This window comes from Pontibacter saemangeumensis, from assembly GCF_039541895.1.
GTDB lineage: Bacteria > Bacteroidota > Bacteroidia > Cytophagales > Hymenobacteraceae > Pontibacter > Pontibacter saemangeumensis.
Map to the genome: position 1 here is coordinate 358,934 of NZ_BAABHC010000029.1, position 26,215 is coordinate 385,148.

Annotated in this window: 15 protein-coding genes; 3 read left to right on the forward strand and 12 right to left on the reverse strand. The window is 55.1% G+C overall.

Going from position 1 to position 26,215, the window contains the following annotated elements; genetic code table 11:
* Positions 1-577: 577 nt before the first annotated feature.
* The 3 genes from ABD920_RS19935 to ABD920_RS19945 form a co-directional block, all read right to left on the reverse strand.
* Positions 578-3,973 (reverse strand): VCBS repeat-containing protein, encoded by a 3,396-nt coding sequence (locus tag ABD920_RS19935; RefSeq protein ID WP_425568655.1) that lies wholly within the window; start codon positions 3,971-3,973, stop codon positions 578-580.
* A gap of 216 nt (positions 3,974-4,189) precedes the next feature.
* Positions 4,190-5,872: a RagB/SusD family nutrient uptake outer membrane protein gene (locus tag ABD920_RS19940; RefSeq protein WP_345161559.1), complete on the reverse strand. Its 1,683-nt coding sequence runs from the start codon at positions 5,870-5,872 to the stop codon at positions 4,190-4,192.
* A gap of 32 nt (positions 5,873-5,904) precedes the next feature.
* Positions 5,905-8,853 carry a SusC/RagA family TonB-linked outer membrane protein gene (locus ABD920_RS19945; RefSeq protein ID WP_345161561.1) on the reverse strand — a complete coding sequence of 983 codons (2,949 nt, stop codon included), beginning with the start codon at positions 8,851-8,853 and terminating at the stop codon, positions 5,905-5,907.
* 859 nt (positions 8,854-9,712) lie between these two features.
* On the opposite strand from ABD920_RS19945, the gene ABD920_RS19950 reads away from it, so the two are divergent.
* Together ABD920_RS19950 and ABD920_RS19955 are read left to right on the forward strand one after the other, a co-directional pair.
* Positions 9,713-10,879, forward strand: a complete 1,167-nt coding sequence (locus tag ABD920_RS19950; protein ID WP_345161563.1) for a glycoside hydrolase family 76 protein — start codon at positions 9,713-9,715, stop codon at positions 10,877-10,879.
* 101 nt (positions 10,880-10,980) lie between these two features.
* Positions 10,981-12,396 carry a glycoside hydrolase family 125 protein gene (locus tag ABD920_RS19955; RefSeq protein ID WP_345161564.1) on the forward strand — a complete coding sequence of 472 codons (1,416 nt, stop codon included), beginning with the start codon at positions 10,981-10,983 and terminating at the stop codon, positions 12,394-12,396.
* 388 nt (positions 12,397-12,784) lie between these two features.
* On the opposite strand, the gene ABD920_RS19960 is transcribed toward ABD920_RS19955, so the two are convergent.
* From ABD920_RS19960 to ABD920_RS19995, 8 genes are all read right to left on the reverse strand, one after another.
* On the reverse strand, positions 12,785-13,801 hold the full coding sequence (locus ABD920_RS19960; protein WP_345161565.1) for a glycoside hydrolase family 43 protein: 1,017 nt from the start codon (positions 13,799-13,801) through the stop codon (positions 12,785-12,787).
* Between the two features lie 9 nt (positions 13,802-13,810).
* Positions 13,811-14,554, reverse strand: coding sequence for a 3-keto-disaccharide hydrolase (locus ABD920_RS19965; protein WP_345161566.1), 744 nt, complete (start codon positions 14,552-14,554; stop codon positions 13,811-13,813).
* A gap of 143 nt (positions 14,555-14,697) precedes the next feature.
* Complete coding sequence (locus ABD920_RS19970; RefSeq protein WP_345161567.1) at positions 14,698-16,713, reverse strand: hypothetical protein; 2,016 nt, start codon at positions 16,711-16,713, stop codon at positions 14,698-14,700.
* Between the two features lie 18 nt (positions 16,714-16,731).
* Positions 16,732-18,603, reverse strand: a complete 1,872-nt coding sequence (locus tag ABD920_RS19975) for a 3-keto-alpha-glucoside-1,2-lyase-like domain-containing protein (protein ID WP_345161569.1) — start codon at positions 18,601-18,603, stop codon at positions 16,732-16,734.
* Positions 18,604-18,654: 51 nt separating this feature from the next.
* Positions 18,655-20,955 carry a GH92 family glycosyl hydrolase gene (locus ABD920_RS19980; RefSeq protein WP_345161571.1) on the reverse strand — a complete coding sequence of 767 codons (2,301 nt, stop codon included), beginning with the start codon at positions 20,953-20,955 and terminating at the stop codon, positions 18,655-18,657.
* A gap of 71 nt (positions 20,956-21,026) precedes the next feature.
* Positions 21,027-21,923 carry an ROK family protein gene (locus ABD920_RS19985; RefSeq protein WP_345161573.1) on the reverse strand — a complete coding sequence of 299 codons (897 nt, stop codon included), beginning with the start codon at positions 21,921-21,923 and terminating at the stop codon, positions 21,027-21,029.
* Positions 21,924-22,457: 534 nt separating this feature from the next.
* Positions 22,458-23,477 (reverse strand): LacI family DNA-binding transcriptional regulator, encoded by a 1,020-nt coding sequence (locus ABD920_RS19990; protein ID WP_345161575.1) that lies wholly within the window; start codon positions 23,475-23,477, stop codon positions 22,458-22,460.
* 150 nt (positions 23,478-23,627) lie between these two features.
* Positions 23,628-24,497 (reverse strand): sugar phosphate isomerase/epimerase family protein, encoded by an 870-nt coding sequence (locus ABD920_RS19995; protein ID WP_345161577.1) that lies wholly within the window; start codon positions 24,495-24,497, stop codon positions 23,628-23,630.
* A gap of 485 nt (positions 24,498-24,982) precedes the next feature.
* Here ABD920_RS19995 and ABD920_RS20000 point away from each other — a divergent pair, with 485 nt between their 5' ends.
* Entirely contained in the window at positions 24,983-25,258 is a 276-nt protein-coding gene (locus tag ABD920_RS20000; protein WP_345161579.1) for a hypothetical protein, read from the forward strand.
* A 162-nt stretch (positions 25,259-25,420) separates the two neighbouring features.
* On the opposite strand, the gene ABD920_RS20005 is transcribed toward ABD920_RS20000, so the two are convergent.
* Entirely contained in the window at positions 25,421-26,110 is a 690-nt protein-coding gene (locus ABD920_RS20005; RefSeq protein WP_345161581.1) for a response regulator transcription factor, read from the reverse strand.
* Positions 26,111-26,215: the final 105 nt, after the last annotated feature.

The window sequence follows — 26,215 nt, forward strand, 5'->3', positions numbered from 1 at the left end:
AAACAATATGCTGTAGGATTCAAAAATTTTGCTTATAAATTTTAACAGTAAACACATGTGGGACAGGCACATCTGTGAAAACAAGTGATATACTACCGGATATATAAAGCGGGCGTGCTTCTATCAACACAACACGTGCAATTGTAAAAAGGAATACGCTTCACCGCAGAATGAGGGTAAGCCGAAGTCGGAGTTGGCGCCTTTATAATACCAGTATCAGAGGGCTCTGCTTATATGCCACACTCCTCCTCCTACGAGAGCAGGGCGCTCTTCAGAGGCCAGGGAGGGGAACCCCTTACATCGGGTGCGAGTGGATTTATATAAGATTGATGATACCAGGTTGCCTAAATATTCTGTCCTATATGGCTTCATCCTTTTGCATGAAAGGGGGACGGAATTTTTACTTTAACGAAGGAGGAAGTATATATAACTCAAGTTGCACTATATAAAATTGATTGGGTTTTGATGGCTGAGAACCCACCCCTGCCCCTCCAAGGAGGGGAATCTACAGACAGGCAAATTGCAATGCGCATGAGCCAACTGATAGTGGTATAAGTTGAGATTCGGACGCATTCATTTATGGGCGGGCTGCAGTTGCCAGGCCTCCCTGAGGGGCAGGCGCTTTATATGCCTTCACCTCCTGCTGGTTGATGCCGAACAGCAGGGTATTACCGACAGGCACCACGCTCCGCACATCACCCCATAACGCAAAGCCGCTTCTGTGTTGCGGTATATAGGTAAAATTGCCCTTGCCGTCCCCTTTCAGCAATACGCCGTAATTGGCGTCGCTCTTCCCGAAGCGCAAGCGGGCCTGGTTCACGTTGCCGCACAGAAGCAGGTCCTGCTTGCCGTCGGCATCATAATCCAGGGGCGTGATGGTGAACACCGGGGCATACTGTACCTGCACGGGCAGTGGTTTTTCATGGAATTTTCCATCGCTTCCGCTTTCGAAGTAGGCCGTTTTCAGGTAATTCGCTTTCAGGTGGCCGGCGTCTGCCAGCTCCTCAGCTGAGAAAATATCAGTGATAGCGGCATCGGCATAGCTTTTATAATCCGGGAAGCGGGTGCGCATCACGCTCATCTGGTCGAGCAACTCATCGCGCGTTACATAGGGGTAACTTTTTCCCTGGATATAAAAGCACAGCATCGGGTCCACCGCGCCGTTGGCATCGAAGTCCTTGAAGTACATCTCTGCCGGCTCCCGGTCGCTGGCTTTGCACTGCGTGTTGGTTCCCTGGTTTCCGATGACCAGGTCCTGTCTGCCGTCGCCGTTAAAATCCGCCACCTGTAGCTTGTTCCACCAGCCGCTGTAGGCCTTGTCGAAATACTCTTTGGTGCTGTTCCGGAACTTCCCATTCTTTCTTGCGAACACCGTCACCGGCATCCACTCCCCTACCAGCACCAATTCCTGCATTTTGTCTCCGTTCAGGTCGAGCCAGGCGGCATCCGTCACCATGCCCAGTTGCTGCAAACCCGGCGCAAGCGATGCGGTGGCATCCCGGAAACGGCCCTGTCCGTCGTTCAGGAGCAGGTAGCTTTTTGGCGTTTCCGGGTAACGACCCGGCACCACGCGCCCACCCAGGAACAAATCCGGTGCGCCATCCCCATTCAGATCGGTTATCCGCACACAACTGGTGCTTGTCAACATCTTGGGGAGCGCGTTTTCGCTTTTTTGGAGGCCGCCTTTCCCATCGCCCATATAGAGCCTGTCCTGGAGCAGCGGATCGGTGGGCAGGTAGTTGTGATAGCCGCCGCTGGCCAGGTAAAGGTCTGTGAAACCATCGCCGTTGGCATCAAAAAAGGCGGCATCTGTCACTTCTGCATTGCTATCCTTCTCAAAGGCCGGCTGCGGCTTCCGGGTGAATTTCCCGTTGCGCTGCTGCAGATATATCGCACCCGGCTCACCGCTGCCCCCGCCTATATATAAATCCTCCAGCCCATCACCGTTCAAATCCCCCTTCGCCATAACAGGCCCAGAAAAAGACATCGGGCTCACCATCAGGGGCTGCCGCTTAAAGTCATTGAGGCTGTTCTTTGGATGCTGGAATTCAATCGGGGCGGCAACTTCCGTGAACAGGGGAGACTGTTTTCCGGTAGACGGTGGGGAAGCAACCGCGTTCTTCTCCTCCAGCGTAAGCACCTGATCAGGTTTCACGTGTACCAGTACCTGCTGCTTGCCCGCAGGCCAGGCCACGCGGAGCGAATCGATCGTCGCTTCCTCACCTAGCCCAAAGTGCATCACCGCCGATACGCTGGATTGATAGCCGCGGGCCGGCATTTGCTCCAGGTACTGTTGCTTGCCGTTGGTATATAGCCACACTTTGGCACCCAGACCCTGCGTGTTACCGCCCACGCCGCTTAGTCTCACACTCAGATAATGGTGCTTCCGTTGCGTGTTCGCCTCGTTGCGGTATATATAAGCTGGTTTGTTGATGTTGTTCACCACCAGGTCCAGGTCGCCGTCGCTGTCCAGGTCGGCGTAGGCCGCGCCGTTGCTGTTGGAGGGCTCCGGCATCCCCCACGCCGTGTTCATCTTGCTAAAGGAAAGGTCGCCGTTGTTCCGGAACACATAGTTCACCACGTTGGAAGATGGCATATCGTGCACCAGTGCCAGGATATCCTTGTCCTGCAGGTTTCCCTGTTTTCTGCCTATATAGTCCTGCATGTACTTAATGAAATCCTGGTTTGAGAAATCACGCAGGAAGCCGTTGGTTATATAGATGTCTTTCCAGCCGTCGTTGTCCAGGTCGGCAAAGAGCGGGGCCCAGCTCCAGTCGGTGTTTGAGATACCCGCCAGCTGCCCCACCTCGCTGAACGTGCCGTTGCCGTTGCTTACGTGCAGCATGTTGCGCATGTACTGGTAATACAGGCCGCTCTTTACGTTCAGGTCAAACCGCTCATAGTTATCGGGGGCGAACAGCAGTTTCTGCCGCTTGTTGTCTTCGGGCAGCATGTCGAGCGCCAGGATGTCGGGCAGGCCGTCGTTGTTGATGTCGGCCACGTCGGTTCCCATCCCAAAGTGCCCGGTGTGGCCCAGGCTGTTCTGCAGCTGGTCGGTAAAGGTGCCGTCGCCGTTGTTCAGGTACAGGTAGTCGGGGGCTATATAGTCGCTGGAGATATAGATATCGGGCCAGCCGTCCTTGTTTATATCCGAAACGCCCGCGCCAAGGCCATAGGTTAGCGGTGTGCTTTGGATTCCGGCCTCCTTAGTGATGTCCTTGAAATGCGGTTCGCCAGCGGATTTCAAGTCGTTCCGCAGCAGCCGGATGCCATACAGGGGGTTCTCCGTCTTCAGCATTTCCGCGATGGAAACGGCGTCCACGGGCGGCAGCGGCGTCGGGTTGTGGTTGAGCAGCAGCAGGTCCAGGTCGCTGTCCCGGTCATGGTCGAAGAAGATGCCCTGCGTGCTGTTGGATGGGACGTCGAGGCCGTAGGCGCTGGTCTTGTCCGTAAAATGCGGGACACCCTGCGCATCAGGCCCTTCGTTTATATAGAGCTGGTTGATGAGCCGCTCCTCTTTCAGGTTGCCGGAGTAGCACACGTATATATCCAGCAGGCCGTCGGCGTTCACATCGGCCATCGTCACGCCCATTTTCCAGGGGCCGCCCCTGCCTGCCGCACCCGAGGCAGCGGTTATATCCTCGAACTGCATGTTGCCTTTGTTCAGATAAAGGGCGTTAGAGGCCATGTTGGCGGTAAAATAGAGATCCTCCAGCCCGTCGTTGTTCAGATCACCCACGGCCACGCCCCCGCCGTTGTAAAAGTACTCGTACATCAGCACGTTGGTATAGGGCGTTTCGGTGAGGGTGTTGGTAAATTTTACCTGCGTTTGCTCCGGAGACAACAAGGTGAAGAGTGCGGGCGCAGCAGCCTCACCGGGTTTGTCCTCCACGGCAGCAGACTCCCGGCAGCTTACCAGAACGGCAAGCGCTGAGACCAGCAGGATAGTGATTTTTTGCAATGGTAAACACATAAAGGGTGATGCTATATACTTGATCGCGTGTGGAATGGTACAGCCTACGAGCCAGTAAGTTAATTATTTTAGCCCAAAAGACGGACAGTTTGCCCCATCGGATTTGAGAGTAAATTAAAAAAGGGGCATCCTTCTGAGGCGCCCCTTTTATGTATCACATGGCCAGAATACAGACTGCAGCGATACCTGCTGCGGCCCCTGACCCGGTAGTTGCTATTAGTATCCGTTCGGCTTCAGCAGTGGGTTCGCATTCAGCGCTCTTGCCGGAATCGGGAACACTGTTTTGTCGGCGGCGTCAGCGGCTTTGTCCCACCACGCGTTTCCGAACATGCCCCAACGCACGAGGTCTGTTCTGCGGTGACGCTCTCCCAGGAACTCGCGGCCCAGTTCGTCCACAAACTCCTCATCAGTGAGCAAACCGGGATTCTGCACATAACTATGCTCGGCCCACTCATCTGCCGGGAAGTTACGCATACGCACGGCATCCAGCAGCTCTGCAGCCCCGGCTTTGTCACCGGCTTTGTATTTACACTCTGCCAAGGCATAGTATATCTCAGCCAGACGTATTTCAGGGGCAGCGTTCGTTTGGAACAGGCCTTGGGTTTCTGGTAACCACGGGAACTTCAACATTCTGACACCCGTGTTCTCCTCACCAGTCTCGATGTGGGAGCCTTTAGCAAGCCCGGCGGCGCCCTCTGTGAAACGGCCTACTTGGTCTACATAGAACAAAGGCTTACCAATGTACTCCTCTGTTCCCAGCACCACTACCGTGCTGTCGAAGCCGTACCCTTTATCGTAGTTGAAGCCGTACTGCTGCCCGATCAGGAAGAAACCTTCGTAATCTCCGTTGAGGCTTGTAGTACGGAAAGGCTGCTTGCGCTTGTCGTCATCGGCATAATGCTCGTATGGCAAGCCCAGGTCAAAGTCCATGATGTTGCCTTCCATATCACGGGAAGGTGCCAGCGTAATACCGTTCCAGCCACCCCAGTCGTTGTCCAGCGAGTATCTGGCCTGGTAGTGCTGCGTGGCATTGTACATCCACCCCATCTCATAGATGTTCCGGGCATGCGGAAACTCAAAGATATTCTCCGGAGACTTGTAGCCGTTTACGCCAGATCTGAAAGGCCCCTTGTAGTCAGGGTCAATGCTGTAAGTACCATATTCGCCATCAATAATGCCTTGTGCTATCTGGGTCAGGTCATCACATCTTGACTCTCCGATCCATGCCTCAGAGTTCAGGTAGATGCGCACCAGCATGGCCGCCGCGCCGCCCTGGTCCCAACGGCCAGACTGAGCATTCTTCGGAAGATTCGGCAGGGCTTCTTTCAGCTCTGTTTCTATAAAAGCGAATACCTCCTCAGGCGTTGAGTTTGCCTTCATCTCCCCTGTCTTGGTTACGATAGGGACGCTACGGAAGTAGTCGATAAGGAAGGTGTAGAACCAAGCGCGCAGCACCCGCAGCTCATTCAGGTGACGGGCCTTGTCAGCCTCGGTCAGACCGAAATTAGCGTAGTCCAGTTCTTCTATATCCTCCATGATCAGGTTTACCTGCCCGATGCCCTGGTACGGCCCTACCCAGCCGCCGTAAATGGCGCCTTCATCGGGCGTCCACTCGTGGCGGTGCAGGCGCACCCAGTTGCCACCGTCCTGGCCGTGCCGGCCCTTCTGGGCCCATATAAACTGGTCGGCGGTTAATTCCGTCAACAGCCAGCGGTCTCCGTCCCAGCCGGCCCAGTGCCCATGCTCGTAAGGACGGGTAACGGCGGCGATAATAGAGTTCTGGTCCTGGTAATAGTTGCCCGCCGGCAGGACGTCGAACGCCTCTTCTTCCAGGTCGGTACAGGCAGGCGCCACAGCCAGCAGCAGTAGCGATGCAAAAAATAATTTATATTTATTCATATAGGTATATCTACTAGATGATTAACATTGACTTAGAAAGTGATCTGCGCGCCGAGGGCGAAGTTTCTCGTGATAGGATACACATCCAGGCTGCCATAGCCAGGGGTTAAACCTGTCACGCCCACTGCCGACGGATCCAGGCCAGAATAGCCTGTCAGCGTAAACACATTCCGAACAGTGCCATATATCCTGAAATTGCTGATCTGGTCCACGCCCAGTTTAGGCGTCCAGCCGATGGTCACGTTGTCCAGTTTGAAGAAGTCGCCGCTCTCCAGGAAGTAATCGGTGATCACTTTGCCTGACTTGATGTGGTCGTTGCGACCGTAGGCGTCCTGCAGCAGGTTGGTGCTTGCCTCGCCCTGCAGGCCATAGTACATCTGGTACAGGTTCAGGATTTCGTAGTCGAAGCGGCCACGGAAGAAAAGCGACAGGTCGAAGCCCTTGTAGGTAAGGGAATTGCTCCAGCCCAGTTCGTAGCGCGGCGCTCCGTTGCCGATGTACGTTCTGTCCCTGTCGCGGCTTGTCTCGATGTTGTTACCGCTGGCACGCAGTTTCTCAGAACCCTCAATGCCCTCTTTCCAGACCAGGATGTTTCCATCATCGTCTACGCCGGCATATTTGTAGCCATAGAAGTTACCTAGGTCCGTACCGTCTTCCAGCCTGTAGGCCGGGCCGGGGTTACCCGGAGAAGGAAGATCCTGCAGATCTATAAAGTCTGCCTGGTAAGTGTCGTTTGACCAGGTACCCAGCTTCGCTTTGGTGTAAGAGCCGGTAAGGGACGAGGTATAGGAGAAATCTCCGGTATTCACCGCATTCCAGTTCAGGGCCAGTTCAACCCCCTTGGAACTGGTGGTACCTACGTTCACGATCATCGTGGTGTGCAGGAAAGGAGGCACCGGCACCGTGTATTCAGAGATCAGGTCACTGCTTCTGCGGTCGAAGGCGTCGATGCTACCGCTCAACTTGTTGTTGAACACCGTGAAGTCTAATCCTATGTTATAGGAGATGGCCTTCTCCCAACGCAGGTCAGGATTGTAGTTGTTGCCTGGTCCATATACCTGTATCCATTCACCCTCGTTGTTCTGATATCTTCCGTAACCCGTGTAGCGGGCCAGGGAGGTATACCTGTCGAAGCCGGATCGGCCTGTCTCACCATAGGAGGCACGCAGTTTTAAGTCGTCAATCGCTTCGATGCCCTGCAGGCCCGGCAGGTTAGAAACGCGCCACGCGGCCGACACGGCCGGGAAAAGCCCCCATTTGTTCTCCAGACCAAACTTCGTGTTACCCTCGTATCGGAATGAAGCAGTCAGGAAGTAGGTGTCGTTGTAGTTGTAGTTCGCACGTCCCAGGAAGGCGATTGTTTTTTCCTTGCTCCTGAACGAATCCATTCCCAAACGCCCCTCTTCGTTGTTCCAGTCTCCAGCACCCAGGTTGTTGTACCAGAAGGCATCGGAAGGGAAATCGGAGTTCTCGGCCCAGAACCCGCTGTTGTTTGACTCCTGGTAGGAATAGCCCGCCAGCGCCTCGATGTTGTGGTTGCCGATGGTGGTGTTGTAATTATTCAGCCACTCCAGTACATAATCTACCCACTTCTCATTCCCCAGGCGGGCACGCCCTGTGCGGTTGCTTGTAATAGATTCAGACGCCCTGGAAGTGTGATACTCCCTTCTGAGTTGATCGTGGCCCTGGCGCGCCAGTTTTAGTTCGGTGCTCAGGTTATCCAGGATGTTCAGCTTCGTGGATATGTCGACCACCGCATACTCCTGGTCTGACCCGTTTTCCCTGGCCAGCAGGTTCTGCACCGGGTTGTAGGTGTCAAAGCCGAGGATGGTGTTGTACATGTTCGGATCATTCGCATCCATGATCGGGATAGTCGGGTTCAGCTTCACCGCCTGCTGGAAAGCACCATAGTTGGTGTACTCCTCCTCCGCTATCCTGTATGACAGGTTACCGCCTATCTCTAAGCGGCCGTTGAGCGCAATCTGCAGGAAGCTTGCCCGCAGGCCGTATTCTTTCCTGTCTGAGGCAATGTCGATCCCTTCCTTTGTGCGGTACTGGCCAGAAAGGCGGAAAATAGTGTTCTCGTTACCGCCGCTTACAGCCAGCGTGTGGTTCTGCCCGAAGTTATCCTCCCGCAGCAACTCGTCATACCAGTTTGTTCGGTCGCCGCGGTCTGTATCCCTACCGCGCTCCAGGAACTCTTCCGCTGAAAGAATATCTGGTTTGGCTGCCACACGGTCATGCTCTACATACCCGTCGTAAGTGACAGACACCTTTCCTGCCTTGCCTCTTTTTGTTTGCACCAGCACAACGCCGTTCGCACCGCGCGAACCATAGATGGCCGCGGCGGCGGCATCACGCAGCACAGAGATAGACTCAATGTCCTGCTGCGCCAGGTTGCGCAGGTCACCGCCCGGCAACCCGTCAATCACAATCAGCGGTCCGTTTCCTGATCTGAGGGAAGAAGCACCCCGAAGCTGAATGGCGGGGCCGGTATTCGGATCGGCTGCGGCAGTGTTGGACACGGTTACACCGGCCACCTTGCCCTCGATCATCTGCAGCGGGCTGTTGAAGGCCCCTTTCTGGAAGTCCTCGCTCGTTACGGTAGTTACCGCGCTACTCACCTCTCTCTTTTCCATGGTACCGTAGCCCACTACCACCACTTCCTGCAGCGCCTCTGCGTCGGTGGCCATGGTCACGTTGATCACGGCCTGGTTGCCAATCGGAACCTCCTGGGTGGCAAAGCCTATATAGGAGAACACCAGCGTGCCGTTGGCTTGCTCATCCGGAACGGTGAGGCTGTAGGTACCTTCTACATTGGTGGAGGCACCGATGGTAGTGCCTTTTACAACCACCGTCACTCCCGGCAGCGGCGTACCGCTCCCGTCTGTGACAGTACCGGTTATCTGGATTTCATAAGCAGAGCGAAAGCCTGCACCAGACCCATTTTCAGAGACGAGGGAAGTAGCGATCTTATTCAACTGAGGCACGTCAGCTGCATGGCCTGGTGTTGCGGTTATGCCCGCACACATTGTAAAAGCAAGGAGACTGGTGCAGAAAACCCGGCCCCTTCCTCTTACAAAATTGCCATTTACTAAATCTGTAAATTGGTGTTTCATAGGATTAAAATTGTTAAGTTTACAATGGGAGTTAACTAAAACGTTTTAGCAATGGAAAACGTAAATAATCTTCTTGAAAACAACCTGCTAAAATCGGGCTTGCAGTTGCTAAAGTATGCTTGTATTGTGTCCTGTTCTTTGCCTTCGTCATTTACTACCCGGAACCGGGTCAAACATAAAAGTGATTTTTCATTAAAAGATACTCATAATCAGAGGTTACCATAGGTTTCACCTGAATTGGGCAGGATTAAGGGCTATTCGCCCTGATAGTTTTTTATCATTATTTGTCTCAAATTAAGCAATGTTATTCGAACATACCAAAACTAAATCATATATATTTACTCAGCAGGTAAGCACTCAATCAGTGGATGCGCTTGATTTGCGGGCACTTAAGCCGTGCTGCCTGATCCACATGCGCCCAGATCTGACCGCTTTCAGAAGGCACAGAAACAAGGTGCCTTCCCTAGAGGCTCTGCCTATTAAAAACTTCGCATCACCCATGCAGGCTCCAGTTAAATCCCCGGCTCACATAACGGCAATACCGCCAATGCTCTACCCGTTTTACTTTACCCATAAGCCTCATGCGCCCCACCGCTAAGCTGTATATATAATTTTATGTGTGGTTTCTCCCGGAGCAATAGACATTGAACACTGGCTACAACCGTTAACAATGGCAGCGGGGGAATTCTAAAACCTGATTTTACCATCTACGAAACCAACTATGAACAAGATCACCAAATGCCTTTACACGCTGCTTTTTTTTGCCGCCCCGCTCGTTATCGCTTCCTGCGAGAGTTCCTCCCCTACCCAGGCAAGCAAGGACACCCCACCCGCGCAGGAGGAGACGCCTGCCTGGGCCACGGCCGCTGACATGTCGCAGGAAGCTCTACTGACGCATTTCTGGTCGCCGAACGCGGGTTATTTTCTGAAGGCGAACAACGGGGACTCCACGTTTAATTACTGGTGGCAGGCGCATGCGCTCGATGCTTTCTGTGATGCCTACAGGCGCACGAATGACGCGAAATACCTGGCCCTGATGAGCGACCTGCTGGACGGGGTGAAACGGCAGAACGGCGGCACGTTCAGCAACAACTATTACGACGACATGGAGTGGATGGCGCTGGCCTGCCTGCGGACTTACGACCTCACGAAAGACGAGAAATACAAAACTACAGCCGAAACGCTGTGGGAGGATATAAAAACCGGCTGGAGTGATTACCTCGGCGGCGGCATTAGTTGGAAGAAGGATCAGCGGGACTACAAAAACACCCCTGCCAATGCACCCGCCAGCATCCTCGCCTCACGCTTGTACCAGCTCAACCAAAACGAGGAAGACCTGGCCTGGGCAAAAAAGATATACGACTGGCAGAAGCAAAACCTCGTGGACCCCGCCACGGGACTGGTGTGGGACGGCATGAACCGGCAGGGAAATAACCAGATCGACAAAGACTGGCTGTTCACCTATTGCCAGGGTGTATATATAGGAGCCGGCTTAGCGCTGTATCAGATCACAAACGAGCAGGCTTATCTGGATGACGCCGTCCAAACGGCAGATTACGTACTCAACGACCGGCATTTTACGACAGCAGAGGGCGTGCTGAAAGAGCATGGCGGAGGCGACGGCGGCCTGTTCAAAGGCATATTGGTGCGCTATCTCACGGAGCTGGCGTTGGAGGAAGGCGTGAGCGAGGCCCGCCGCAACGCATATATAGCCTTTCTCCAGAAAAACGGGGAGCAGCTCTGGGAAAAAGGCACCAGCAAGCCAGCCATCCTTTTCAGCTCTGACTGGAGCACTCTTCCCAAGAGCCCGATCGAGAGTTCTACCCAGTTAAGTGGCGTGATGCTGACAGAGGCGCTTGCCCGGCTGGACAGCCTCGGTTTGCTATAATGGATCGAAGCCGTAAATTAGCACACTGTATCAACAGACGCTTTTTATATATAAACCAACCTACAAATTATATTCCGCCTTCCGCAAGGCGGTGCACACTCATGAACAGGAGAACCTTTTTACAGAACACGGCCCTGCTAAGTGCCGGCGTGTACCTGAGCCCGCTTTCAGCGGCTGCCGCTGCCGAATTCCCCACCGTGCGCATACCTGTCGCAAAACGCAACTTCAGGAGTAAGTCTGTGGAGAAAGCCATCGCAGAGTTCCGGAAGAACGTGAAGGACAAGGAGCTGACCTGGCTCTTTGAAAATTGCTTCCCCAACACCCTCGACACCACGGTAACCTACCAACTGAAGGCCGGCGAACCTGACACCTACGTCATCACCGGCGACATCGACGCCATGTGGCTGCGCGACAGCTCAGCCCAGGTGTGGCCCTACCTCAAGTTCATCCAAAAAGACGAACCGCTGCGGCAGTTAATCGCCGGGGTGATCAACCGCCAGACCGAGAGCATCCTGAAAGACCCCTACGCCAACGCCTTTTACAACGATGAGGCGAAAGTGGGCGAATGGAGCACCGACCTTACCGACATGCAGCCGGGCATCCATGAGCGCAAATGGGAGATAGACTCGCTGTGTTACCCGATCCGGCTGGCGCACGCCTACTGGAAAATCACCGGCGACACCAAGCCTTTCGATGCGCAGTGGCAGCAGGCGATACAGGCCACGCTCAAAACCTTCAAAGAGCAGCAGCGCAAAGACAGCCTAGGGCCGTATAAGTTCCAGCGGGAGACGGCCTGGGCCACCGACGGCGTGCCGATGAGCGGCTACGGATACCCGGTGAAACCGGTCGGGCTGATCTGCTCGATGTTCCGGCCAAGCGACGACGCCACCATCTACCCGTTCCTGATCCCTTCCAACTTCTTTGCCGTGGTAAGCCTGCGGCAGGCAGCCGAGATGGTGCAGGACATCGCGAACGACACACAAACAGCCCGCGATTTGACGGCACTGGCCTACGAAGTGGACAAAGCCCTGCAGGAGCACGCCGTGGTGGAGCACCCGCAATTTGGGAAGGTGTATGCATATGAGGTGAATGGCTTCGGCAGCTATAATCTCATGGACGATGCGAACGTGCCCAGCCTGCTGTCGCTGCCCTACCTGGGCGCCGTGAAGGCAACCGACCCGGTATATCTGAACACGCGCAAAATGCTGCTATCCGGGAACAACCCGTTTTTCTTCAAGGGCAGCGCCGCTGAGGGCATCGGCGGTCCGCACGTGGGCCTGGACATGATCTGGCCGATGAGCATCACGATGCGCGGGCTCACGAGCACCGACAACCAGGAGATCAGGGAATGTATCGGGATGCTGAAGAAAACGCACGGGGAGACGGGCTTTATGCACGAGTCTTTCCACAAGGATGACCCCAAGAAGTTTACCCGCGCCTGGTTTGCCTGGGCCAACACCCTCTTCGGCGAGTTCCTCTGGAAAACCTACGAGGAGCAGCCGAAGCTTCTGGCGTAAACATATAGGATTGGGGCGGACTTACCTCCTTGTTTCGAGGAGGGGGAAGAACACACGTATAGAAACGTTATTTTTTACTCATCCTCATCCTACTTCAAGTCTGTGACTTGGAGTAAAAACGGCGCCAGTTTTCAACTGGCGAGACTGCTCAAGACAACCCACGCCAGTTGAAAACTGGCGCCAGACCAAGCTCCAAGTCACAGACTTGAAGCATAACCTTGCCTTGTTTAGTCTCACTTCACGTACGGGTTAGGGTAGTTTCTTTTAGGAGGTTGAGTTATATATAAAGCAAAAAGGGCGTGCATCAGACTCAACTGATGTACGCCCTTTTTATATATGATATGCGCTGACCTCCCAAGTTTTACGCATGGGCACAGCAGAGAAACAATTACTTCACCTTCAGCTTCGGCACGCCTTCCATCGTGATTTTGACAGGTTTTATATGTCCCTCCGCATCAAACTCCATCTTGTCGATGCAGGTAACGCGGTGGTTGGCGTCCGTTTCCCCCAGCGGCCTTCGGTGGTAAACAATAAAATACTGATCTTTCGCCGTGTTGTGTATCACAGAGTGGTGCCCGGCGCCCGTTGCCACATCCGGGTCCTGCTTCAGGATGGTATCCACGCGTTTGAAGGGCCCCATCGGAGAGTCGCTGATGGCGTAGGCCACACGGTAGTTCGGGCCGCCCCAGCCGCCTTCCGACCACATAAAGTAGTACTTGCCGTCCCGGATAAACATGAAGGGTCCTTCCACATAGCCCTCCGGCGTGATCTCCCTGAACGTGGTGCCGTCCTCGAACGGCACAAAACCGGTGAAATCGTCGTTGAGCTTGGCGATGTTGCAGTGTCGCCACCCGCCATATAGCAGGTAGTGCTGCCCGTCCTTGTCCTTGAAAACAAACTGATCAATGGGCTGCGCCCCGTTATGGAACTTACCGATCAGCGGCTTGCCAATATGATCTTTGAAAGGGCCGGCGGGATTATCGGCCACGGCCACGCCGATACCACCTAACGCGCTGTCGCTCTGGATATCGTTCGCGCCGAAGAACAGGTAGTACTTCTTGTCCTTTTCAATGATAGAGGGAGCCCACATGGCCGAATCCGCCCACTCAATGCTGGCCGTGTCGATAATGCGGCTGTGCTTTGTCCAGTTCACCAGGTCAGGCGAGGAGAACGCATCCATAAACACCTGCTCCTCATAGGGTGCGGAGTACGTGGGATATATCCAGTATTTGTTCCCAAAAATGATCCCTTCCGGATCAGCGTACCAGCCCGGGAATACCGGGTTGCCGGAGGTTTTGCGGCTGTTTTCCTTTTTTGGTGCGGGCCGTTTGGTCTCCGAATTGCCCTGGGCATATACCTGCAGGGTAGCGCAGAGCAGGAAACAGATAACAGGAAGTATTCTCATGTTCGTAGGTTAAAGTGGCCGTATCTTGATGTTCTTAAACGAGACTTTGTCGCCGTGGTCCTGCAAGGCGATGTGCCCGCTTTTGTAGCGCCCGTAATCGGGCATGCTGGCAAACTTGCTGCCCTGCACCAGTTGCTCCCACTCCGGGCTCCAAAGGGTGTACTCCACCACTTTCTTCCCGTTCAGGTACTGCTCCACGTGCCCGTCCTTCACCACCAGGCGCACCCTGTTATACTCCCCTGCCGGCTTCACCGCAGGCTCCGAGAGCGGGTGCAGGTCGTAGTTGGTGCCTGCCTTGCGGTTGCCGTTCTTGCCCTGCTTCGCGTCCGCGTGCCGCTCGTCGTCAATGATCTGCACCTCCGGGCCAGACTGGAAGGTATACTGAAATTTGGGGTCTTCGGACACGTTAAAGAAAATGCCGCTGTTGCCTCCTTCGGATATCTTCCAGTCCAGCATCAGCTCAAAGTCCTTGTATTCGTTTCTGGTGACGATGTCTCCCCCACCCTTGCCCGCCAGGGTGATGGCCCCGTCTTCTATCTGCCAGGCGGCTGGCACTTCGTCCTTCTTGAATCCTTTCCAGCTCGCCATACTCTCCCCGTCGAAGAGCAGTTCCCAGCCTTCCGCCTTCTCTTTTTTGGAGAGGGTGTTATCGGCCGCAGCGGAACTGCCGCCGGGTGTTGTGGCGCAGGCATAGGCCAGAAAGGCAGTTGCGAGGAGGGCCAGCAGGGTATATAATTTTCTTGTGTGTATCATGATGTTGCAGCAGTGCAAAGTGCGTTTAATTATTGATTATGTATGTCTCGGAAGACGGCAGGCGGTTATCAGCCTTAAAAATATAGCGTATATGTCCCGCTCACAGAGCGGAACATATACGCTACAAGGAAGCATTCTGCTCGTTATTTCGCAGATGCTTTACCGGCGGCAGGAGCAAGTGAGTTGATCCAGCGCGCAATTTTAAGGGCATCCTCCTTCGGCACCTGTGGCATCGGCGGCATTTCCGTGGCATAGTCCGGCCAGTTCTTCGGCTCGGGGTTGTGGATCAGCTCCACGATGCGCTCCGGCGTATAGCCGCGCTTTGCTACGTCCACGTAGGCCGGACCCACCTGTCTTTTATCCGTGTTGTGGCAGGCCAGGCAGGTGTGCTTGGCCAGCAGACCTTTCACCTCGTCGTAGGTAGGAGCGGCCGCCTTGGCCGAGGCTTTCTTGGCGGCAGGCTTCGCGGCGGCTTTGGTAGCAGCCCCAGTTTTCTTAGCCGATGCGCTTGCCTTGGCCTTTGCATTTGAAGCCGTTGCTCCAGTACTCTTGGTGCTGAGCTCGCTCATCGAAAGCTTCTTGCCTTCCGGTATGTTGTTCAGCGTGTAATAGGCCGTCGGGTGCACCAGCGAATGGGAATTTTCGCGCTCGCGCACACCACCCAGTGTGATGTTGTGAATGTAGTAGCGGCGCAGGTTGTCCACAACGATGCGCGCCTTCATCCCGTCCTCTGACACTTTCACGCCCTTGATCGGGTTCTCCTCCGTGTCTACGGGCGGGCTGCCATATACCGGGTGGTATTTATATATAAAGCTCGACACGGAGTAAGAAGCGATATCCTCCGCTGACTTGCGGTCAACCGGCTTGGTGAACTCGATCTCGAAACCGTCCGGCATGGCGCGCACGGCGCGCATCTCAAACGGCACCTTATTGTTCCACACCAGGCGCTGCAGGCCGTAGTTGGCCTCGCCCGCCGAACCCCAGCCGCGGTTGGTCTCCCCCACAAACAGGGAGCCGTCCTTAGCCCAGGCCAAACGGAGCACGCCTGACTGGAAACCGGTGCGGAACAGGAAAGATGCACCCTGGTACTCGCCGTTCACCTTCTCCAGGAACACGCGCGAAATAAGGCTCATCCCCTGGTCACCTACCAGCACCTGCCCGCCAAAGGGCCCGAAGTTCTCTTCTGGTATTTTGATGGGCTCTGAATTGGAAATCCCCAGGATGCCATGCGGCAGCCACACCGCAGGCGTACGTAGCTCAGGGAACTCTTTCTTCATTTCGTACATGGCCACGTAGTCCTCGTCCACCACGTTCTCGGGCTTGATGTAGCGTCCGTTCTCGTCCTTCACCTGGCGAGGGTCTATCTTAGCATACATTTGCTCAATCGTCAGCTTCACCGGGGAGTTCGGCATGCTGGTCCAGCGCAGGCCAGCCGGGTGGCCCGTGAAAGCGCCCTGCGGCACGTGCCACAGCCCGCCGGAGCCCATCCATTCGCCCTGGTTGTCGGTGTAGAAGAACTCGCCGTCTATGAAATTCGGTCCGGCCGGGGAGCGCATGCCCGTGGCCCAGGGCTGCATCTTGCCGTCCTCGCTGATCTTCATCGTCCAGCCGCGCCACGGCACCCGGCTTTCCCCGCGCCACCATTCCTCGTTGCCGAAGGCCACGTTGCCCGTTACGAAGAAACTACCATCCGGCGCGATCTTGGGACCAAAGCTGTACTCGTGGTAATGCCCGGATAGCGGCCAGGCGTATACGGTTTTATACTGGTCAGCCTTGCCGTCCATGTCGGTGTCCACCAGTTTGGTCAGCTCGCCGCGCTGCGCGGCGTACAGGGCGCCGTCTTTATATGCCAGCCCCAGTATCTCGTGCAGCCCGGAAGCGAACTTGCGGAAATAAGGCCGCTCGCTGGTGGGGTTCTCCACGATGAACACGTCGCCGCGCCGCGTGGAAACGCCCAGGTCACCGGAAGGCAGCACCGTAAGGCCCCCCACTTCCAGCAACGCGCCCTCCGGCGAGCTCACGCCCCTAATCCGGAAGTAATCCTCTTCCATCGGCGACTCCTGCGCCACGGCAGCGGCATTGAAACCTGTGACAGTGGCCGCCGTCAGCAGGAAGCTGAGCGCGGCATGGCGGTATGATTTTATATGCGTATGTTTCATGTTAAGAATAGTCTGAGGTTAGAATATGATAGAATAGCTCAGCTTGCCGCGCACCGGCACGATCAGCTCCTTCTGGCCATTGGCGTCCCGCACCACGGGCTTTCCGGCCCCGGCGTCATCCACTTTAATGTAATAGGACTTGCCGTCCACCAGGTACATGTCCTTGGATAACTCTTCGATGGTGCTGCCCTCTGCCAGGCGTGCGTACAGGTTCTCTACCGGGTTCTGCACGGTCACCTCCCGGTGCAGCCCCTTGCCGCCTTCCATCACCCGGATCGCGTCCTTCACGGTAGTGCCATACAGCTTGTAGTTGAAGGTAGGCTGATCCATTTTGTCTGTGTCATATCCCCCCGGGCGATAACCGGTGCCTGCCGAGTCCTTCACCCAGGCGGCCTGCGGGGAAGCGAGCTTGGCCAGCGCGAAGGAAGGCTGCCCGAAGTGCTGCACCGCCCCTACCGGGCGGGAGGACCCGTCGCCCCGGCTGTACCACATCGGCGTGGCATCCAGGAACTCCCCGCGCCACACCTGGATCATGTTGCCTTTGTCCATGTCGTAGGTATAATGCACTTTCTCAGGGCTTCCCACGTTCACGGCGTGCACCACCCGCACCCCTGACCGTCCATCTTCGTTCTCCACCGGCAGGTCCATGAAACTGCGGAGGATGGTATTGACCGGCGCATCCACCAGTATAGGCCCCTGGGAGTTGTTGCCGCCAGCGGGCTGGTCACCGATCACGTATTCCCGGATGCCTGGGCCAACCACGGCAATACCTAAAGAAGGTCTGCCCCACTCCACGATCTTGGAGTATACCAGCTCGAACGGCATGTCACCGGCTGGCAGGGTCACGGTGCCGCGCTGGTTTCTTGCATCGATCGGAATCACCACCTGGTTGTTAATCTTCATCATGCCGCCGCCGCCGCCGGCATTCAGGTTAAAGGTATATTCCCCCGGCTCCTTTACCCGGAGCGTGCCGGTGTAGCGCACCAGGAAATCGTTCGGGAAGGGGCTGATCTCGGAGGTCAGCGCCACTGAGGTTCCCTCGGCCTCCGGCGGGATGCTGTCGTAGCGCGGCTCCGCCTCAAACCGGCCTTTGTATACCTTGTACTGCAGGTTCACCAGCTCGGGGCGCGGCTTGCCATAGTTGGTGACCTTGATGTTGCGGAAAGCCACGGCCCCGTGGTCGCCCTGCAGGCGCAGCGGACCAGTGGGTACCTCGCCGTCTCCCATGGCACCGCGCGTAGGGCCGAAGAGCTCCACGTTCTCGTGGATCGTCACGCCGTTCAGCACCGCGCGCAGAATCTTGGCGTTCTCGATCTTCTTGCCGCTGGCATCGAAACGGGGCGCCTGGAACGATATCTTCAGGTTTTGCCATAGGCCGGGCGCTTTGCTCACGTTCTGGCGCGGCGCATATCCCTGGAATCCTTTCTGGCCGTTGGGGCGGCTTTCGTCCCAACGCTCATATATGGCACCGTTGTTGGCAGAGGTCGGCTTTTTCACGCCCCAGCTATCCTCCAGCTGCACCTCGTAGCGGCCCTGCAGGTAGATGCCGGAATTTGAGCCCTTCGCCATCATATAGTCCAGCTCCAGGTCTACATCGCCATGCTCCATGTTGGTCACCAGGTCAGTGCCTTTCTTCCTTCGGCTCGGCTCGTTCACAAGCACACCGGTGCCCTCCACTGTTTCCAGTTCGTTCTCGTCGTCCAGGTCTGCCGTTACGCCGCCGGCAATCTGCCAGCTCTTCCCCGGGTTCTTGAAAGCGGACAGGTTGTCGAGGGGTATGGCCGCTGCCTGGGGCGCCGGCGTTTGCGCCAGCGAGACACCCGTACTGCACATCAGCACAATACCCGCCAGCAATACGCCACGCTTGGTTGTGGTTTTACGTTTTATCATATACCGTTTTTTAGTTGGGGTTGCCCAAGTTGCACAAAATATAAAGTCTCATTAATTATCCGTGGAGAGCGAGTACGGGAAGGCGTCTGCCTTCGTGCCCCGCTGCTTGTTCGGCTCGCTGGCCATCTCAACGTCCAGGGTTGCTCCTTTCATCAGCTCACTGTGGCTCAGCCAGTTTTTGAAGTAAGGCTTGCCGTTCAGGCGCGCGCTGTTTATATATAGATTCTCATCGCTGTTCTCCGGCGCGTTGATCACCAGCTGTTTGCCGTTCTCCATGTGCAGCGTGGCTTTCCTGAAGAGCGGTGCGCCCAGCACGTACTGGTCGGTGGCCGGCGTAACCGGGTAAAAGCCCAGGGCCGAGAACACGTACCAGGCCGAGGTCTGCCCGTTGTCTTCGTCGCCGCAGTAGCCGTCCGGGGCCGGCGTGTACATGCGGTCCATCGTCTCGCGCACCCAGTACTGCGTTTTCCAGGGCTCGCCGGCGTAGTTGTAGAGGTAGATCATGTGCTGGATGGGCTGGTTGCCGTGCGCGTACTGGCCCATGTTGGCGATCTGCATCTCCCGTATCTCATGGATCACGCTGCCGTAGTAGCTCTCGTCGTATACCGGCGGCAGCATGAACACCGAGTCCAGCTTGGCGGTGAAATTGGCCTTGCCGCCCATCAGGTCTACCAGGCCCTGCACATCGTGAAACACCGACCAGCTATAGTGCCAGCTGTTGCCCTCCGTGAAGGCATCGCCCCACTTAAAGGGGTTAAACGGCGCCTGGAATTTCCCGTTCTGGTTCTTGCCGCGCATCAGGCCGGTGGCCGGGTCGTAGAGGTGGCGGTAGTTCAGCGCGCGCTTCGCGTACAGGTTGATTTCCTTCTTCGGCCGCTTCAGCGCTTTCGCCAGTTGGTAGATGGCAAAATCGTCGTAGGCATACTCCAGGGTGCGCGCCGCGTTCTCGTTTATCTTCACATCATAGGGCACGTAGCCCAGCTTGTTGTAGTGGGCTGCGCCGGCACGGCCCACGGCGGTGAGTGGCCCTTCGTTGTTGGCTCCTTTCAGCACGGCTTCATAGAGGGTGTTGATGTCATATCCCTTTCCCCCTTTCAGGTACGCATCCGCCACCACCGAGGCCGAGTTGTTGCCCACCATTACGTTGCGGTAACCCGGGCTGGCCCACTCCGGCAGCCAGCCGCCTTCTTTGTAGGCATTGGCGAGGCCTTCCTGCATCTGCGCGTTCACAGACGGGTACATCAGGTTCAGGAAAGGGAAAAGCGCCCGGAACGTATCCCAGAAGCCGGTGTCGGTGAACATATAGCCGGGCAGCACTTTGCCGTTGTAGGGGCTGTAGTGCATTACTTTTCCGGCGGCATCCATTTCATAAAACTTTCTCGGAAAGAGCAGCGTGCGGTAGAGGCAGGAGTAAAAGGTTTTCATCTGATCGGGGGTGCCGCCCTCCACGGCCACGCGGCTCAGCTCCTTGTTCCAGGCCTGCTTGCCTTTCTCTTTCACCGCCTCAAAGTCATCGCTGCCGATCTCTTTCAGGTTCAGCTCCGCCTGCTCCGGGCTGATAAAGGACGAGGCGACGCGTGCCTGCACCTGCTCCCCTTTTTTCGTCCGGAAACCAACCACGGCCCCCACATGGTTGGCCTGCAATTCCTCCTTGGTGCTCACCACGCTGTCGCTCCAGGTAACGGCGCTGGCAAAAGGCTTGTCGAACTGAATGACAAAGTAATTCTTGAAGTTCTCGGGTACGCCGCCGCTGTTCTTAGTGGTGTAGCCCACGATTTTGTTTTCCCCCGGAATCAATTTCACATAGGAGCCTTTGTCGAAGGCATCGAGCACGACGTAGGCGCTGTCTGTCTGCGGGAAGGTGAAACGGAAGCTGGCGGCGCGCTCGGTGGGCGCGATCTCCATGGTCACGTCGTGGTCAGCGAGGTACACGCTGTAGTAGTAGGGTTTTACGGTCTCGGACTTATGCGAGAACCAACTGGCGCGGGCATCCTCGTTAAAGCGCAGCTTCCCGGTCACGGGCATGATGGCGAACTGGCCGTAGTCGTTCATCCAGGGCGAGGGCTGGTGCGTTTGCTTGAAGCCGCGGATCTTGTCGGCGCTGTACATATAGCCCCAGCCATCGCCCATCCTGCCGGTTTGCGGCATCCAGAAGTTCATGCCCCAAGGCAGCGCAATGGCCGGGTAGGTGTTGCCGTTCGACAGGCTGTGTTTGGAGTCGGTGCCCATCAACGGGTTCACCCACTCCACCGGGTCCGTCACTTTGTCCACCAGCACCGTTTGGGCAAAGGCGGCAGTACAGAATACGCTTCCCAGCAGGGCAATAAGTGATCTCTTCAGGCGGAATCTCATGCTTTAATCTTATATGTAAACGCGCTTATTTTGAGTTTTCTTGCTGCAACGGGGTTCATTTTATATAGAAGCTACCGCTTGCTGTCCCGAAGCACAGGCTGTTCGGCATGCCAGTAACTGGCCGCCCCGATCAGCGCGGCCTCCTCGGCTAAGGCCGCTTTCTTTATCGGCACGTGCAGGCCCATGGAAGCCAGATTCCTGACAGTAGCCGGCACAAACAACTCCCAGGCGTTGGCTATGTTCCCACCGATGATCACCACTTCCGGCTCAAGGTCCCGGAGGTACGGGGCCAGAAACAGCGCCAAGTTCTCAGCGAACTCCCGGAACACCTCCCGTGCATCCGCATCCCGGGCATATAGGGCAGCAAGTGCCTTCACGTCTTTCACCCTTTTGCCTGAGAGCCGCTTATAGGCCTGCACGCATGCCCGGGTGGAAAGATAATCCTCCGCGATGCCGTCTTTAAAAGGTGCCCGCCACAAATCCGCGTCCCCGGCAATGCCGTGCTGAAGCGTGGCAGAGCCAAGGCCGGTGCCAAGCGTTATGCCGATGGCAGAGGAGGCGCCTTTCGCTGCTCCGCCGAACACCTCCCCGGTCAGGAAGCAGCCGGCGTCATTCGAGAGCTTGATGTTTTCGGGTTTACTCTTCAGTTGGCTGGCGAGCAGCTCTTTCACGTTCAGGCTATACAGGCAGTCGTATTTATCCTGGTTCTGAAACAGGCAGATCCCCTCCTCATAATCAAAGGGACCGGGCATGGAGACCCCGAGCTTTGTTTCAGCGGCAGCGCGCGCGCCAAGGGCCTTCTGAATCACAGCTGCCCAGGCCTCTACCACCTCCTGCACCGTTCCCTGCGCATTTACGTGCGCCCTGGCCTGGGTACCGGGGACAATCGTCTTTGTTTCCAGGTCTACCATAGCAGCCGTGATGTGCGAACCGCCGATGTCTACCCCTAAAACAGTTTTATGTGACATGTTAAGCTCTTCCTTATTCAGATGACTTTCTAGGTGACCTGATCTGTTTCTCGTAAAAAATTCTTTTCCAGTAAGAAGCTGCGGTTTACGGCAGACAGCAGGCAGTTTATTTTGCTAAAAGGATTTAGCTAATTAGAAACAACCCTTTCTTGCAACCTGTACTTGTAATACGCACTGCCTGCTGCTGATATAAAGCATCCTATCTCAAGGCTTATCATGAAATCAAATCACTAACGGCGCCATACGCCTGCAAACGCTTCCTCAACTGACACGGGTTGCCAGGACCCAAAAACAGCCACGCGGGTTAAAAGTAATACTTTTTCAGCATTTATATATTCAAATTTAGCATATAGAACCGAAAACCAAAGGTTAAAAGACGAAATTCTTCAAAAGAAAGTGATTAATCAACTGATTTCCTTAAAGATAGAATAAAGGTGCGTGCGGGGGCTTTTTCTGTCTGCTGCCTGCCAAGAATAATAACCGGAAGGGATTTAAACCGATCGCCTGCTGCTCTGTCAGGAAATAGAGCGACGTTTATTTGTGTGGCGTAGAATTACGGACAATGAGACGGGTAGGAAGTACAGACATGTTGGCCTGTGCGGTTTTGCTGCTGCCATCCAACAGGTGCAGCATCACATTGATAACCTGGTCCGCGATCGCCTCTGTGGGCTGGGCAACGGCTGTGATGGACGGCTTATAGAACCTGAAGACATCGTGGTCGTCATACGCCACCACCCCTATGTCGGCTGGTATGGCAAGGTCGAGCCGGCTGATCGCCTCCAGCCCCCGGATGGCCATATAGTTCGTGGCGAAAAGCACTGCATCCACATCCTTCCGCTTGCTTAGGAAATCCATGATCTCACTGATCATCTGTTCCGCATCGTGGCGATACGGGATGGCAAGCACGGTCGGGGCTAATTCGTGGCTTTCCAGGGCCTTTTGGTAGCCCTCCAGGCGCTGCAGCATCTGGTTCTGCTTGGAGTCTGTCGTCACCATGGCTATCTTTTTGTACCCTTGCCCAACCAGGTGTGCCGTTGCGTTGAAGGCGCCGGCTAAATTGTCGACCACCACATAGTTGGCTTCCATGCCGGTTATATAGCGATCCACGAGCACCACCGGGAACCCATCGCTGATGAGGTCTTGTATATCTGCTTTCATGCCCTGGGGTGGCGTGATGATGTAGCCGTCCACATGCTTGTCTCTGAACATGCTGATCAGGTCGCGCGTCTTGCCGGTGTCGTCCTCAGTGCTGCAGTAAATGATCTTGTAGCCCTGTTTATAGGCCTTTTCCTCGATCAGGCGGGCAATGTTCGCGAAGAAGGGGTTGGAAATATCCTCCACCATCAGCCCGATGGTTTTGGTCTTGCCGGTGCGCAGGCTCCGTGCCAGTTGGTTGGGCTTGTAATTCACCTCTTCCACCAGTTTCAGCACCTTTTCGGCCAGGCTGTCGCTGATGCGCTTTTCCTTCGCTTTTCCGTTCAGTATAAAAGACACCGTCGTGATGGAGACATTTAACTGGCGGGCAATATCACTAATAAGAAGCTTCTTTTTCATGAAAGTAAGGGAAAACGGCCTGCGAATCAGGCAGAGCGTTGGTGCGTGAAAAACTGCGGGAAAACGCGGGGAGCAGCCCGTCAGCAGGACGATCTAGAATTCAAGGCTTTCGTGTATATAGCTGCGGTACTTGCGCCTGGCGTATAGCGGCTATTGCTTGCTTTCAGCATATGCCTCCTTTAGTTGCTTCGTCAGGTAGGCATGGGCATATGGGATCTCGGTGGCGGGGTCTTTCACGCTGCCTTCTATAAACAGAGGACCTTTGTACCCGATCGCCTTCAAGGCGCTGAAGTAAGGCCTGAAATCCTCGCCCTGCACCCCGGGCAGCGTGCGCCCTTCTTTTTCGGCTACTTCCACATACACGATAATCTTGCCGGCGTCTTTGATGTGTTGAGGCGGCTCGTTCTCCTTCATCATATGGTAAATGTCGGCGTTCAGCCTGAAGTTCGGGTGGTCTACCCTCTTCACCACTTCCGCTGCCTCCTGCAGCGTGGTCAGGAAATTGGTCTCGGTGCTGTTCAGGTTCTCGATCGCAATGGTGATGTCATGCTTTTTGGCCACCTTCGCCATCTTACCGGCCAAAGCGGTGAACTCTTTTGTTGCCAGCGCTTCATCATAATTATCCGGCAGCCTTCTGGCGCCGCCGCTGCCCAGCACAATCACGGGGATATTTGCCCTGCTGGCCCTCTGCAAAACTGTGTCGAGGTACCCCAGCACCCTTGCCTCGTCCACCTCCGGGCCTGCTATTTTTATATTCCCTGGGAACAGGACATTGCACACATACACCTTTGTTTTGGCGCTTTTTATCTTCTGCAGGTTCGCCTGGAATTCTGCTTCTGTCAGTTTCGGCGACAGCATTCTGCCCACCGATTCCCCCAGCATGCGAAAGCCGGAGGCGTGCAGCAGGCTATCCTGGGCGATGGGTGCAATCATGCCCAGTTTCGGAATCTTTTGGGCACTGGCGCTGAAAACAGGAAACAGCTGAAGCAACAGCACGAAGGCAAAAAGGCAGGTTCTCATAGTATTAATTTCAAATGATAGCAGCTCGGCTGTTTCTGGGAAACTGCCTTAGCCTGTAATATAATAAAAAATGTGCTTTTTACGCTTCTTATTAATATAATCCATAGCATAAGTGTCCTGGCTCATAAATAGTGTTGTCTTTTAAATATATCCACAAAACCGAAACATACTGTAACACAGCCGAAACAATGCGGCCTGCCTGCGCAGCGGAACAAGCCGGTATCTTACAATTAAAACCGGTTTTTAAGTGTCGCAATAACAGCAGATGCAGGTGCGCTCAAATTTACCCATGAGAGCAAGTTATCAGCATAGCAGGTGCTCATTATCAGCAGGTAAAACTATATACCGGCTAACTACATTAAAGAATTAATACGGAAAAATTCAGTTTATACCCTTAATTTTCGGTTCCGGGAATAGTATTACTTTGAAGCTTCACTAAAATACAGTAACTTGTTTTTGATTTTAGTAATTAGAAGCAGAATACGATGACCGCCAAAATCAACACAGCACTCCAGCAATATGAAGAGCTAACCCAGCTTGGCGTCATACCGACTTTCGCAGTCTATATACAGGGAGAGGGGATTCTGATTAAGCCGCCCGGCGCGGAGCAGGGCCAGCGGGTACCGCTGATAGAGGAAATGCTGACCTCGCTGCACGCTTTCTTTTACGATGTGGAGTGTATTGAATACGGATCCTTCGATTATACCACGCTCAAGAGTTTCATCAATGCCAGCATACAGCCTGGCGGGGCAACGGAGTAAAGCCAGCCCTTACAGCGAAGCCTGATTATCCTTCCCTATTGCTCAACTGGAAGACACGGTCTAACCTACCCATTTCTCCTTTGATTGGCCATACAGGCAGTGAACAGACTCTCACGGACTACCGGCTGGCAGCAGAAAGCCCCAACTCATGTATCCTCTAAGTTAACCATTGTCCTCGGTTGGCTCATCCATCTCGATGAGTCTGTGCTGAATTGCGTACTTAATCAGGTTGGCGGTATTTTTTGCCTGCGTCTTTTCGATAATATTTTGCCGGTGCGTCTCGATGGTGCGCTTGCTGGTAAAGAGCTTATCGGCGATGTCGGCGTTGGTATAGCCTTCCGCGATGAGAGCCAGTATCTGTACTTCCCGCTTCGACAGCGCCTTCCCTGTAGCTGGTTCGGTTTTTTGGGGCTCCTCCGGCTCCATCACCTTGTTCAGCATCTTCAGGGAGAGATCGCTGCAGATATAGGTAGTGCCGCTGGCCACTAGCCGGATGGCAGAGCGAAGCTCTTCTTTGCCGGTGGTTTTAAGGATATAGCCTGCCGCCCCGCTCCCGATCATCTTCTGAACGAAGGGTTCGTTGTTGAGCATAGACAAGGCGATTACCTGTGTACCGGGGTATAGCTCCCGTACGCGCCGGGTAGCCTCGTAACCATCCATCTCGGGCATGTTGATGTCCATCAGCACCACATCAGCGGGTGTTTCAGGCAGCAGTTCGAGCAGTTCACGGCCGTTTGAGGCTTCCCCCACCACGCTAAGGGCGGGATCCCGCTCCAGCAGTGACTTCAACCCTTCCCGAATTATCTTATGGTCATCCGTAATGACAACTCTGATCAATTTTTCCTCAGCCATACCTTCTTCTATATAAGATCTGCGACACCGGCCCCTGCTACTTTACTCCCAAAGGCGTCGCCGTACTTTCTATACATCTTGTACGTCACATCCCGGAACATTGGG

What these genes read in the sequence shown, in the direction of transcription:
- ABD920_RS19985 (WP_345161573.1), bottom strand. Translation starts at nt 21,923, where the DNA reads ATGTCACATAAAACTGTTTTAGGGGTAGACATCGGCGGTTCGCACATC.
- ABD920_RS19970 (WP_345161567.1), bottom strand. Translation starts at nt 16,713, where the DNA reads ATGAAACATACGCATATAAAATCATACCGCCATGCCGCGCTCAGCTTC.
- ABD920_RS19980 (WP_345161571.1), bottom strand. Translation starts at nt 20,955, where the DNA reads ATGAGATTCCGCCTGAAGAGATCACTTATTGCCCTGCTGGGAAGCGTA.
- ABD920_RS19955 (WP_345161564.1), top strand. Translation starts at nt 10,981, where the DNA reads ATGAACAGGAGAACCTTTTTACAGAACACGGCCCTGCTAAGTGCCGGC.
- ABD920_RS19995 (WP_345161577.1), bottom strand. Translation starts at nt 24,497, where the DNA reads ATGAGAACCTGCCTTTTTGCCTTCGTGCTGTTGCTTCAGCTGTTTCCT.
- ABD920_RS20005 (WP_345161581.1), bottom strand. Translation starts at nt 26,110, where the DNA reads ATGGCTGAGGAAAAATTGATCAGAGTTGTCATTACGGATGACCATAAG.
- ABD920_RS20000 (WP_345161579.1), top strand. Translation starts at nt 24,983, where the DNA reads ATGACCGCCAAAATCAACACAGCACTCCAGCAATATGAAGAGCTAACC.
- ABD920_RS19990 (WP_345161575.1), bottom strand. Translation starts at nt 23,477, where the DNA reads ATGAAAAAGAAGCTTCTTATTAGTGATATTGCCCGCCAGTTAAATGTC.
- ABD920_RS19940 (WP_345161559.1), bottom strand. Translation starts at nt 5,872, where the DNA reads ATGAATAAATATAAATTATTTTTTGCATCGCTACTGCTGCTGGCTGTG.
- ABD920_RS19935 (WP_425568655.1), bottom strand. Translation starts at nt 3,973, where the DNA reads ATGTGTTTACCATTGCAAAAAATCACTATCCTGCTGGTCTCAGCGCTT.
- ABD920_RS19965 (WP_345161566.1), bottom strand. Translation starts at nt 14,554, where the DNA reads ATGATACACACAAGAAAATTATATACCCTGCTGGCCCTCCTCGCAACT.
- ABD920_RS19975 (WP_345161569.1), bottom strand. Translation starts at nt 18,603, where the DNA reads ATGATAAAACGTAAAACCACAACCAAGCGTGGCGTATTGCTGGCGGGT.
- ABD920_RS19950 (WP_345161563.1), top strand. Translation starts at nt 9,713, where the DNA reads ATGAACAAGATCACCAAATGCCTTTACACGCTGCTTTTTTTTGCCGCC.
- ABD920_RS19960 (WP_345161565.1), bottom strand. Translation starts at nt 13,801, where the DNA reads ATGAGAATACTTCCTGTTATCTGTTTCCTGCTCTGCGCTACCCTGCAG.